The 12,170-nt window shown below is 63.4% G+C and carries 11 protein-coding genes; 10 read left to right on the top strand and 1 reads right to left on the bottom strand.

Annotation, left to right across the window (positions count from 1 at the left end):
* The 7 genes from MXAZACID_RS19195 to MXAZACID_RS18740 form a co-directional block, all read left to right on the top strand.
* On the top strand, positions 1–182 hold a 182-nt coding region (locus MXAZACID_RS19195; protein ID WP_168118397.1), incomplete at its 5' end, for a hypothetical protein.
* 31 nt (positions 183–213) lie between these two features.
* The gene (locus MXAZACID_RS18745; RefSeq protein ID WP_144052668.1) at positions 214–1,686 is read left to right on the top strand and encodes a 3'-5' exonuclease; all 1,473 of its coding nucleotides are present in this window, start codon (positions 214–216) and stop codon (positions 1,684–1,686) included.
* Positions 1,687–1,741: 55 nt separating this feature from the next.
* Positions 1,742–2,059, top strand: a complete 318-nt coding sequence (gene trxA, locus MXAZACID_RS06120) for a thioredoxin (RefSeq protein ID WP_008493297.1) — start codon at positions 1,742–1,744, stop codon at positions 2,057–2,059.
* On the top strand, positions 2,059–2,451 hold the full coding sequence (locus tag MXAZACID_RS06115) for an acyl-CoA thioesterase (protein WP_008493296.1): 393 nt from the start codon (positions 2,059–2,061) through the stop codon (positions 2,449–2,451). The genes trxA and MXAZACID_RS06115 overlap by 1 nt, the downstream gene beginning before the upstream one ends.
* Before the next feature lie 140 nt (positions 2,452–2,591).
* Positions 2,592–2,786 (top strand): zinc-finger domain-containing protein, encoded by a 195-nt coding sequence (locus tag MXAZACID_RS06110; protein WP_008493295.1) that lies wholly within the window; start codon positions 2,592–2,594, stop codon positions 2,784–2,786.
* The gene (gene polA / locus MXAZACID_RS06105; RefSeq protein WP_008493294.1) at positions 2,783–5,488 is read left to right on the top strand and encodes a DNA polymerase I; all 2,706 of its coding nucleotides are present in this window, start codon (positions 2,783–2,785) and stop codon (positions 5,486–5,488) included. The genes MXAZACID_RS06110 and polA overlap by 4 nt, the downstream gene beginning before the upstream one ends.
* A gap of 78 nt (positions 5,489–5,566) precedes the next feature.
* Complete coding sequence (locus MXAZACID_RS18740) at positions 5,567–6,091, top strand: hypothetical protein (RefSeq protein ID WP_144052667.1); 525 nt, start codon at positions 5,567–5,569, stop codon at positions 6,089–6,091.
* Between the two features lie 3 nt (positions 6,092–6,094).
* On the opposite strand, the gene MXAZACID_RS06100 is transcribed toward MXAZACID_RS18740, so the two are convergent.
* Positions 6,095–6,550, bottom strand: a complete 456-nt coding sequence (locus tag MXAZACID_RS06100; RefSeq protein ID WP_008493293.1) for an Lrp/AsnC family transcriptional regulator — start codon at positions 6,548–6,550, stop codon at positions 6,095–6,097.
* A gap of 151 nt (positions 6,551–6,701) precedes the next feature.
* On the opposite strand from MXAZACID_RS06100, the gene MXAZACID_RS06095 reads away from it, so the two are divergent.
* The 3 genes from MXAZACID_RS06095 to MXAZACID_RS06085 all read left to right on the top strand — a co-directional run.
* Positions 6,702–7,871 carry a phosphoserine transaminase gene (locus MXAZACID_RS06095; RefSeq protein ID WP_008493292.1) on the top strand — a complete coding sequence of 390 codons (1,170 nt, stop codon included), beginning with the start codon at positions 6,702–6,704 and terminating at the stop codon, positions 7,869–7,871.
* A 109-nt stretch (positions 7,872–7,980) separates the two neighbouring features.
* Entirely contained in the window at positions 7,981–9,567 is a 1,587-nt protein-coding gene (gene serA, locus MXAZACID_RS06090; RefSeq protein ID WP_008493291.1) for a phosphoglycerate dehydrogenase, read from the top strand.
* 93 nt (positions 9,568–9,660) lie between these two features.
* Positions 9,661–12,170, top strand: a 2,510-nt coding sequence (locus MXAZACID_RS06085; RefSeq protein ID WP_008493289.1) for a hypothetical protein, incomplete at its 3' end; no start/stop codon positions are given.

The raw sequence follows: 12,170 nt of genomic DNA, 5'->3' as shown, positions 1-12,170 counted from the left end.
CGCGGCCTGGGGATTTTCTGATTCTGGTGCGCTCGCGCGGGGCGATTGTCGGCGCCGTGACCTCGGAGCTGAAGGCGCGCGGCATCGAGGTGGCGGGGCTGGACCGGATGGTGCTGCCGCAGCAGCCGGCGGTGGCCGACATGCTGGCTTTGTGCGACGCGCTGCTGCTGCCCCGAGGATGATCTCGCCTTCGCGCAATTCCTGGTCTCGCCTTTGGGCGGCCTGTCCGATGACAGCCTGATGGAGCTGGCGCTGGGCCGCCCCGGCTCGCTCTTGGGCGCGCTCTATGCCCGGGCCGATGAGCGCGCGGAGTGGCAGGCGCCGAAAGCCTATTTCGAGGCGCTGCGCGCCCGCGCGGATTTTGACACGCCCTTCGCGCTGCTTTCTGAGGCGCTGGGGGCGCTGGGCGGGCGGGCGCGGCTGCTGGCGCGCTTCGGCGCCGAGGCGGCGGAGCCGCTGGATGAGTTCCTGGCCGAGGCGCTGCAATTCTCCATCGCCGAGCCGGGCAGTCTGCAGTTGTTCGTGCAGGCGCTGCGGGCGAGCGAAACCGCGATCAAGCGCGAATCCGAGGCCGGGAGCGACGAGGTGCGGATCATGACCGTGCATGGCGCCAAGGGCTTGCAGGCGCCGATCGTGATCATGCCCGACACCACCGGCCTGCCGCAGGCCGAGGGCAGTTTGTTCTGGCTGGATGTGCCACAGGCAGCCTACCGGCTGCCGGTGCTCTGCCCGCGCGCGGCGCTGCGCCCGGCGGTGCTGGCCAATAAGCAGGCGGCGCTGCGCCGTGCCCAGCTCGATGAATATAACCGCCTGCTCTATGTGGCGCTGACCCGGGCCGAGGATGAATTGCTGATCTGCGGGGCTGCCGGGCGGCGGGCATTGCCGGCGGAGTGCTGGTACGAGGCGGTGAGGCAGGGCTTTGAACGGCTGGAGGCGCGCGATGAGGACGGCGTGCTGCTGCATGACTGCCCGCAGACCGCAGCACCGGATGGCGCCTCGCAGATGCGCAGCAAGTTGCAGGCGTCGCTGCCCGCCTGGGCAGGGCGCGCGCCGGACTGGCAGGCCGCCCCCGCGCCGAAGGAAGCGCCAGGCCCGCAGCGAATCGTCCCCAGCCGGGTGGCGGATGAAACCTCGCGCGCTGCCCTCGCCATCAGCCCGCTGGCCGGGCCGCAAAGCCCGGCCTCACGCCGCGCCGCCGCCATGGCGCGCGGGGTGGCGGTGCATGCGTTGCTGCAGCATCTGCCCGGCGTGGCGGTGCCGGCACGGGAGGCGGCGGCTTTGGCCTATCTCACGGCGCAGCCGGAATTGGCCCCGGAGGCGGCGGAAATTTGCGCCTCCGTCCTGAAAATTCTGCATGAGCCGGCGCTGGCGCCGCTATTCGGCCCTGGTTCGGTGGCGGAAATGGAGCTGGCGGGCGTCGTTGGCGGGCGGGAAGTGGCGGGCATCGCGGACCGGGTTTTCATCGGCCCGGAGGAGATCCTCATCGCCGACTATAAGACCGACAGAAATCCCCCCTCGGACCCATCCGGAATCCCGGAAAAATATCTCGCCCAGCTCGCCGCCTATCGCGCTGTGCTGCGCCAGATCCACCCTGGACGCCCCGTGCGCTGCCTGCTGGTCTGGACCGCGCGGGCCGCAACCATGGCGGTGCCGGAGGACAGGCTCGACCAGGTGGGGTTGGGTTGATCGGCATGGCAATCACCGCCATGTTACGAAAAATTCTGTTTTTGACAGGTGTATCATGACCAAGGCTGTAACCGACGCAACGTTTTCGACCGATGTGCTGAAATCCAGCACCCCGGTTCTGGTGGATTTCTGGGCCGAATGGTGCGGCCCGTGCCGGTCCATCGCCCCCTCGCTGGAGGCGCTGGCCGAGGAATATGGCGGCAAGCTGGAAGTGGTGAAGGTGAACATCGATGAGAATCCGATGACACCGACCCAGTATGGCGTGCGCGGCATCCCGACTTTGCTGATCTTCAAGGACGGCCAGGTGGCGGCCCAGCAGGTGGGGGCGGCGCCGAAATCCGTGCTCAAGGCCTGGATCGAGAAAAGCCTCTAATGTCCGACCGCGAGCAGCCGCCGGCGATCATGCCGATGATCCGCACCATCGCCATGCCGGCGGATGCCAACGCCAATGGCGATATTTTCGGCGGCTGGCTGATGAGCCAGATGGATCTCGCGGCCGGTAATCTGGCCCAGCGCACCGCCCATGGCCGCTGCGTGACCGTGGCGGTGGAGGCGATGAGCTTCATCCGCCCGGTGAAGATCGGCGATGAGGTGAGCGTTTATTGTGAGCTGCTGTCCACCGGCCGGACCTCGATGAATATCTCGGTCGAGGCCTGGCGGCGGGAGCGCGCCGAGGAGAATGACGAGCGCGTGACCAAGGCGGTGTTCCGGTTCGTGGCGATCGACTCGACGGGTCGCCCCCGGCCGCTGCCCAAGCGCGGCTAAAAAAAGTTTTTGGGGTTGAAGGGGCTTTTTACAAAAAGCCCCTTCGTCTTATCTGGCCGCCGCCAAAGCCCCAGCTTGGGTATGGCGCGGAATGAAGCTAAGAGGGGGGCGGTTATATCTTTGCACCGGAGAGCGGAGCCATGAGCGTACAGACGGATTCGATCAATCATTCTGAAATTCTTCATGTGAAAACCCGGTCCGTCTCCTGCGATGGCGGCGTTGGCCCGCTGGGCCACCCCAAAGTCTACCTGCAGATCCCGGGCGAGCAAGTCGCCTGCCCTTATTGCTCGCGCATCTTCATCCTCGATGGTGACGGCGCGGGCGAGAGCCATTGAAACTCGTCCTCGTCGACGGCTCGGGTTTCATCTTCCGGGCCTTTCACGCCATCCCTGACATGCAGCGCGCCGATGGCGTGCATGTGAACGCGGTGTTCGGCTTCTGCAACATGCTGGAGCGGCTGCTGAAAAACCATGCCGGGACGCATCTGGCGGTGATTTTCGATGCCGGGCGGCATACCTTCCGCAACCGGCTCTACGACCAGTACAAGGCCCACCGGCCCGAGCCGCCGCCGGAGTTGGTGCCACAATTCGCGCTGATCCGCGAGGCGACCAAGGCGTTTGGCGTGCCCTCGATCGAGCTGGAGGATTGGGAGGCGGATGATCTGATCGCCGCCTATGCCAAGGCAGCACTTGAGGCGGGCGGGGAGGCGGTGATCGTCTCCTCGGACAAGGATCTGATGCAGCTGCTGCGCCCCGGCGTGGAAATGCTGGACCCGATGAAGAACACGCCGATCGGCCTCGAAGAGGTTGAGAAGAAATTCGGGGTGACGCCGGACAAGGTGATCGAGGTGCAGGCGCTGATCGGCGACTCGGTGGATAACGTGCCCGGTGTGCCGGGGATTGGCCCGAAGGGGGCGGCGGCGCTGATTGGCGAGTATGGCACGCTCGAAGCCGTGCTGGAGGCCGCCCCCTCGATGAAGCCCTCGAAGCGGCGGGATGCGCTGATTGAGCATGCGCAGGCGGCAAGGATTTCGCGCGAGCTGGTGATTTTGCGCGACGATGCGCCGCTGCCGCTGCCGGTGGACGAGCTGGGGGTGAAAGCCTGGGACGCCGCGGTGCTGCGCGCCTTCCTGGTTGAGAATAATTTCCGCTCCATCCGCACAAGGCTCGGCCTTGAAGAGGGGCATGCGGAGGAAATGGTGGAGGTTGAGCAGAGTGCTGCCCCCTTCGGGCCGTATCAGCCGGTTTACAAGATCGAAGCGCTGCGAGAGATCATCGAAGCCGCGCATAAAGGCGGGGTGATCGGGCTTTCGGTGCAGACGGATGATCCCTCCGGGCTGCATGGCAGGCTGGTCGGGCTGGGGCTGGCGGTGGCGGCGGGGCAGGGCGTGTATCTGCCGCTGCGCCATCATGTGACGCTGGATGCCGAGCCGCAGCCGGCATGGGACGAGGCGGCGGGCGCGCTGAACGCCTTGTTTGCCGACCCGGCCGTGCTGAAGATTTTCCATGATGCGAAATTCGCGCTGGAGGCGCTGGCGCGGGCCGGGTTGACCGCGCCTGCCCCGTTCGATGACGCGATGCTGATTTCCTACGCCCAGGATGCGGGGAATTTCGCGCATGATCTGGCGACGCTGGCGCGGGTGCATCTCTCCCATAGCGTGAAAACCGCCGATGATGTCACCGGCACCGGGCGCGGGCGGCTGAATTTCGCCGAGGCGCCGGTGGAGAAGGCGACCGCTCTGGGGGCGGAGGCGGCGGATGTGACGCTGCGGCTCTGGAGCCAGCTGAAGCCGGCGCTGCGGGTACATAAATCGCTGGCTCTGTACGAGCTGCTGGAGAAGAAGCTGGTGCCGGTGCTGGCACAGATGGAAGCCGAGGGCGTGCTGGTGGACAAAGCGGATCTCTCCGCCATGTCCATCGAGTTTGGTGAGCGGATGGGCGTGTTCGAGGCGCAGATCCATCAGCTCGCCGGGCATGAATTCAATGTCGGCAGCCCGAAGCAGCTGGGTGAGGTGCTGTTTGAGGAGATGGGGCTTACCGGCGGCAAGAAAGGCAAGAACGGCGCCTGGGGCACGGATTCGTCCGTGCTCGAAGGGCTGGCCGAGCAGGGCCATGAGATCGCGCAGCGTGTGATGGAGTGGCGCCAGCTCTCCAAGCTGAAATCCACCTACGCGGATGCGCTGGTCGGGCAGATCGACGAAAAAACCGGTCGTGTGCATACGAATTTCCAGATGGCGGCGACCACCACCGGGCGGCTCTCCTCCACCGATCCGAATTTGCAGAATATCCCGATCCGCACCGAGGAAGGGGCGCGCATCCGCAAGGCGTTTATCGCCGCACCGGGGCACAGCCTGATCTCGGCGGATTATTCGCAGATCGAGCTGCGGCTTCTGGCGCATGTGGCGGATATTCCGGCGCTGAAGCAAAGCTTTGAGACGGGCGAGGATATTCACGCCCGCACCGCTTCCGAAGTGTTCGGCGTGCCGATGGTGGAGATGGATGGGGCGACCAGGCGGCGCGCCAAGGCGATTAATTTCGGCATCATTTACGGGATTTCGGCGTTTGGGCTGGCGCGGCAGCTTGGCATTTCCGCAGGCGAGGCCAAGAGCTATATCGATGCCTATTTCAAACGCTACCCGGAAATCCGCGCCTATATGGATGCGACGAAGGAGCAGGCGCGCACGGACGGCTATGTGCTGACGCCGTTCGGCCGGCGCTGCTGGGTGCCGAGGATCAAGGACAAAATCCCGGCGCTGCGGGCCTATGCGGAACGCCAGGCGATCAACGCGCCGCTGCAAGGCGGGGCCTCGGACATCATCAAGCGCGCCATGGTAAGGTTGCCGAAGGCGCTGGCGGATGCGGGGCTTTCAACCAAGCTGCTGCTGCAGGTGCATGACGAATTGCTGTTCGAGACGCCGGATGATGAGGCGGAGAAGGCGGCGGCGCTGGTGAAAGAGGTGATGCAGGGGGCGGCGACGCTGTCCGTGCCGCTGGTGGTGGAGACGGGCGTGGGCAAGAATTGGGGGAAGGCGCATTAGGCATCCAACTATAAGTTGTTTTTTTGTTTTTCGTAAACGAAACGGCAGTTCAAGAGTCATTCAATTAGGTGGGTTTTTATGTGTTCTGATGATTCGCTGCCGCAGACAAAGCAAGAGATCGAGCTGAACAGGGCAGTTTATTTGGGGGCTGCTGGCCTCTGCTTTTCCTCTCTTTTGCAGGTCCTTAGCTGTGTGCACGATTCAGGTTTACGCGTTGGGATGTTTTTTTCGGCGGCATGTTTGATTTTGGCAGGAGTTTTTTTTGCCACCGGAGCAGCAATTTACGAATTGAATTTGAAATATTTTGATGAATTGATTTGTTGCGAACAAAAACAAAAAAAGATCAACAGTAGAATTCGTAGACGAATTATGTGCGTTTCAATGATTGGTTTGGTTTTCGGAAGCTTTGGCGCAGGTCTTGATTTCCTCGGTGTGTTTGGAAATGCAACTTGGTTTCCTAAAATTATTGGTTTTATCAATTCGGAGGTGGTTTTGATTTTCGGCAACGTAATCGCAGTTTTGGTGTTGTTGTCGATAGCTGACCGTATTCTAGCAGCGTGCAAAGATGATTTTAAAAATCATTTGCGTACAAAAGCCAAATAAGCCCTAAATCGGCAACGCCCCTTCCTTCATCCGCTCCATCGCAAAGCGGCTCGAAACATTTCGCAGCGGCACCATCTCGATCAGCTTGCGGTAGAAGGAATCATACGCGGCGATGTCCGGCACCACGACGTGCAGCAGATAATCCACATCGCCGCTCATCCGCCACGCCCCGACGATCTCCGGAATATTTTTGACAGCCTGATGAAATTTATCCAGCCAGGCGGCAGAGTGGTCGCTGGTTTCCACCGAGACGAAGACCGAGACCGGCAGGCCGAGCTTGTCGGCGTCGAGGATCGCGACGCGGGATTTGATGATGCCGTTTTCCTCCATGCGCTTGATTCGCTTCCAGCAAGGCGTCGCGGTGAGCCCCACCTTGTCGGCGATCTCGTTGAGCGAGAGGGAGGCATCCGAGGCCAGCAGCCGCAGGATGGAACGGTCGATCTGATCCAGCTCGATCATGGTCTAGGGTCGGCTTTCGTCAATAAAGTTGCATCAATGCCGGCGGGGGATGCGGCAGGCGGCTCTTGCGGCGGCGAAAGAAACGCAGTACAGGCCTCCTCGGGTCACGCCCCCCCACCGGGGCGCTTTTCTTCTGTAAGGGAGAGTTTTAATGGCAGATTTTTCTCCGGCCGCCAAGCCCGCGCTGCGTCCGAACAACCCGAATTTCTCCTCCGGCCCCTGCGCCAAGCGCCCCGGCTTTTCGCTGGCGGCCCTGGAAGGCGCGCTGCTCGGCCGTTCGCACCGCGCGAAGGAGCCGAAAGCCCGGCTCGCGGAGGTGATCACCCTTTCCAAATCCATCCTGGGCATGCCGGAAGGCTGGCGGCTGGGCATCGTGCCGGCCTCCGATACCGGGGCGGTGGAGATGGCACTGTGGTCCCTGCTGGGGGCGCGTCCGGTGGATGTGCTGGCGCATGAAAGCTTCTCCGAGGCCTGGGCGACCGACGTGCTGAAGCAGCTGAAGCTGGCCGATGCCCGCGTGATCAAGGCCGATTACGGCCAGCTGCCGGATGTGGCGCAGATCGATTTCAGCCATGACGTGGTTCTGGCCTGGAACGGCACCACCTCGGGCGTGCGCTTCCCGAATGGCGATTTCATCCCGGATGACCGCGAGGGTCTGGTGATCGCGGACAGCACGTCCGCCGCTTTCGCGATGGATCTGCCCTGGGCCAAGCTCGATGTCGTCACCTGGTCCTGGCAGAAGGTGCTGGGCGGTGAGGCAGGCCACGGCATGCTCGCCCTCTCGCCGCGCGCGGTGGAGCGGCTGACCAGCTACACACCGTCCTGGCCGCTGCCGAAGATTTTCCGCCTGACCTCCAAGGGCAAGCTGACCGAGGGCGTGTTTGTCGGCGAGACGATCAACACCCCGTCGATGCTGTGCGTGGAAGACGCGCTGGATGGTCTGCGCTGGGCGCAGGGCGTTGGCGGTCTGCAGGGGCTGATTGCGCGCTCCGAAGCGAATTTGAAGGCGATTGCCGATTGGGTTGAGGGCAATGAGCGGGTGCGCTTCCTGGCGGAAGATTCGGCGGTGCGCTCCTGCACCTCGATCTGCCTGGTCATCGACGCGCCCTGGTTCAAGGCGCTGGATGCGGAAGGCCAGGCCAAGGCCGCGAAGGCGGTGGCGAGCCTGCTGGAGAAGGAAAACGTGGCGCTGGATGCTGGTGCGTATCGCGACGCGCCGCCGGGCCTGCGCATCTGGGGTGGTGCCACGGTTGAGACGTCCGACATCCAGTCCTTGCTGCCCTGGATCGACTACGCCATCGACACGGTCGCCCAAGCTTAATTTTGTCCTGAGGCGTTGGCAGCGCCACGCCCCAGGCCCCAGCGAGCAAAAGTTTTTGGTGCCGCTTTTTTCAAAAAGCGGCGAAAAATCCTCTTAGGAATCCCATCACATGGTCAAGGTTCTGATCTCGGACAAACTGTCCCCCGCCGCCATCGAGATTTTCAAAAACCGCGGCGTCGAGGTTGACGTGAAGACCGGCCTCACCCCGGCGGAGCTGCGTGAGATTATCGGCCAGTATGACGGGCTGGCCATCCGCTCCGCCACCAAGGTGACGAAGGAAGTGCTGGATGTGGCGACCAATCTGAAGGTCGTGGGCCGGGCCGGCATCGGCGTCGATAATGTGGACGTGAAATCCGCCACCTCGCGCGGCGTGGTGGTGATGAACACCCCGAACGGCAACGCCATCACCACGGCCGAGCATGCGATTGCGATGATCTTCGCGACCGCCCGGCAGCTCCCCGAGGCGACGATTTCGACCAAGGCCGGGAAGTGGGAGAAGAACCGCTTCATGGGCGTGGAAGTCACCGGCAAGATCCTGGGGCTGATCGGCTGCGGCAATATCGGCTCGATCGTGGCGGACCGCGCGGTTGGCTTGAAGATGAAGGTGCTGGCCTATGATCCGTTCCTGACGGAAGCGCGCGCGGTGGAGCTGGGCGTGGAGAAGGCGGATCTGGAGACGATCTTCGCCAAGGCCGATTTCATCACCCTGCACACGCCGCTGATCGAGGCGACGCGCAATCTGATCTCCGCCGAGGCGATCGCGAAGATGAAGAAGGGCGTGCGCATCATCAATTGCGCGCGTGGGGGCCTGGTGGATGAGAAGGCGCTGTATGAGGCGCTGAAATCCGGCCATGTCGCCGCCGCCGGGCTGGATGTGTTCGAAATTGAGCCGGCCAAGGAAAACCCGCTCTTCGAGCTGGAGAACGTGGTGTGCACCCCGCATCTGGGCGCCTCCACCTCCGAGGCGCAGGAGAATGTGGCGCTGCAGGTGGCCGAGCAGATCTCGGACTTCCTGCTGACCGGCTCCGTCACCAACGCGCTGAACATGCCGAGTGTCACCGCCGAGGAGGCGCCGCGGCTGCGCCCCTATATGGAGCTGGCCCGCCTGCTGGGCGGCTTTGCCGGGCAGATGACGCAGGCGCAGGACGGCACCATCCAGCGCATCCTGATCGAGTATGAGGGCGCGGCTTCGCTGCTCAACCACCGCCCGCTGAACGCCACGGCCCTGGCCGGGCTGCTGACGCCGGTGATGGACGGGGTGAACATGGTCAATGCCCCGGTGCTGGCGCGCGATCATGGCATCGAGGTTTCCGAGGCCTCGCATGACCGCACCGGCGATTACCAGACGCTGCTGCGCATCACCGTGACCACCGAGAAGGGCACGCGCTCGGTCGCCGGCACGCTGATCGGCAATGGCAAGCCGCGTTTGGTCGAGATCAAGGGCATCAAGGTGGAGGCGGATTTCGCCCCGCACATGCTGTATGTGACCAACAAGGACAAGCCGGGCTTCATCGGCCGCTTCGGCACCACGCTGGCGGAGGCGGGGGTGAACATCGCCACCTTCCATCTCGGCCGCGCGGCCGAGGGCGAGGACGCGATCTGCCTGGTCTCCACCGATGGCGAGACGCCGGAAGCGGTGCTGCAGGCGGTGCGTGCGCTGCCGCTGGTGATGCAGGCGACCAATCTGGCGTTCTGAGAGCTGACCTGACGAAAAAAGCCCCTTCGCCGAAGGGGCTTTTTTGATTCCGGGCGGGTTTTTGGTATGGAGATATGCCATAATTACGCTGGGATGAAGACGCTGCCGACGCAAGCCTTTCGCCACCGCACCCTGATTCTGCTGCTGGTTCTGTTGCCCTTGTTCGGCAATGCGGCGTCGATATGGTTCAACGCCGATCCCACATTGCAATTATCGTTGATCGGCGTGGGGTTGCGGGGCGGTGTGTATGCTGGGCCGCCCGGGTGGATCGACCCGTCCGCGGCTTATATCACCCAGCCGCTTGGGTTTCTCGCGGCATCGGACTGGCTGCACGGCATCATTCCCTGGTGGAATCCTTATGCTGGTGTCGGCATGCCGCTCGCGGCGGAAATGCAAACCGAAGCCTTTTTCCTGCCCTTTGTTTTCCTGCTGCATTTCAAGGCCGGATGGTTGTGGCTGCGTATCGTTTTGCAAGCCATGTGTGGCGTGTTTCTGTACGGGTTTCTGGCCGAGATTGGGCTGGCGCGACGGGCGGCGTTTCTGGGCGCGGCTCTGTTTGAATTTACGCCGGAGTTTTTTCTCTGCCCCAGCGCGCCAATCGCGCCGCTGCCCTTCCTCCCGCTGCTGCTGCTGGGAATCGAGCGGGCGGCGGTGGCGAGTGCCGGCGAGCGGCGGGGCGGGTGGTCGCTGATCGTCATCGCCTGTGCCTATTCATTTTATGCTGGCAATCCTGAGGTCGCCTATTTTGATGGCATGCTCGCCGGGCTCTGGGCCATCTGGCGCTGGTTCGGCTTGGCCTGGCCGCAGCGGCTGCGCTTCACGCTCAAGCTCTGTGCCGGGCTTCTCGTCGCGATTTGCCTGAGCGCGCCGTTGCTGATCCCCGCCGCGATGTACACGGCGAAGGCCTATGTCGGGCTGCATGACGGCGTGTTCGCGCTGGTGCATATGCCGTTGCAGATGTTGCCGTTGCAGCTCTTTCCGCAGGCGCTCGGGTTTATGGGGGTTCCGGTGCCCACGGCGCTGACGCCGTCGCAACTGGGCTCATATAACCTGACGCGTCTGCCGGAATGGGTGACGCTGCCGGTTCTGGCGTTGGCGCTGGCCGGGCTGGTTCGCGGCCGTGCGGCAAGGTTCTATGGGTTTCGGCTGATCCTCGCGGGATGGGTGGTGGTGTGGGAGGCCCGGTATCTCGGTGTCCTCCCGGTGCGCTGGCTGTTCAACCATGTACCCGGCGTTTCGGTCATGGATGCCACACGTTATAGCGGCCCTGCCGTCGATCTCGCGCTGATCCTGCTGGCCGCTTTTGCCCTGGATGATACGCTGCGCCAGAAGCGTCTTTCCCGCTGGCGCCTGGGGCTGGTCGGGGTGGTGGTGGGGCTGCTTTGTGCCGGCGCCATTCTGCCCGGTTTGCCGTTGCTTACGCATTGGTATCACGCCCGCCCCGCGGCGGCTGTGCAAGCGCTGGGGTTTTTCCTTTTGGCTGTCATTCTCACGCTTGCGGTTCTGGCCGGGCTGAACCGGCCGGCGCGGCGCTCGGCCATCATCGCCGGCGCGCTCTGTCTGCCGGTTTGCAATTTTGTCCTGCCGCAGCTCTCAGGGCTGAGCAAAGGCCATCTGGATACGGGGCTGATCGGCTTCCTGAAGCAGACTACCGGTCTGCAGAGAATGGCCAGCACGGGGCCGTTCGGGCTGAATTTTCCAGACCGCTATGGCATCGCCAGCGTCAATTACAACGCCTTGCCCGCCCCGGCGCTTTGGACGTCTTTCGCGCATGAGGTTCTCGACCCGCGGGCGGACCTGAACAGTTTCGACATGTCCGGCCCGCCGCGTGATATTCTGCCGCATCTGGCGGCTTTCCCGTCCCTTGGCGTGAAATATCTCGTCGTCGGCGATGCGCTGGCGTTCGCGCCCCATAGCTTCGCGATGGTGCCGGAGGCAGCGGCGACGACGGCCAACCCCTTGCGCCAAGGCCAGGACATGAGTGGCGAGATTGATGACGATCTGGGCTTTGGGGAGATTGGCGAAGCCTCGTTGAAGTTGGGAACCTACAGCGATACGGCGCGCGGCGTGCTGACGCTGCGGATTTGCGCCGGGGCTGACAATTGCCGGCAAAGCGACGTGTCGCTCGCCAATGCCAAGGATAATACGCCGACATTATTCGTGTTTGACCCGCCGCTTATCACGCATGGCCGGGCGCTGACCTATGATATTCTGCGCCGCGCCGGTGACAACGCGTTTGTGGTATGGACGGGGCGACGAGGCGGACAGGATGTGCCCGCCCTCCGCCTCGCCGCGCCCTGGCAGCCGCCCCTCAAGGGGCTGGCCTATCAGGGAATAACCGCGGATGTTCTGGAATTCGCCGCGCCCGCGCGATATGCCGGAACACTGGCTGGGCAATGCAAGATCGAAATCGAGACCAGGAGGGCCATGCGCGCCGATTGCGCGCGGCCGGACACGCTGATCAGGCGGGAAATGTATGCAAGCGGCTGGCATGTGCTTGTCGATGGCAAGCCCGCCGCAATCGGGCAATTGGCTGTCTTCCAGACGGTGGGGCTGGCGGCTGGGCAGCACGTCATCCGTTTCTATTATAAGCCCCCGCATAT

This window comes from Acidocella sp. MX-AZ02 (assembly GCF_000306035.1).
GTDB lineage: Bacteria > Pseudomonadota > Alphaproteobacteria > Acetobacterales > Acetobacteraceae > Acidocella > Acidocella facilis.
The sequence above is the reverse complement of the archived record's forward strand: the minus strand, read 5'-3'. Positions and strand labels throughout refer to the sequence as shown.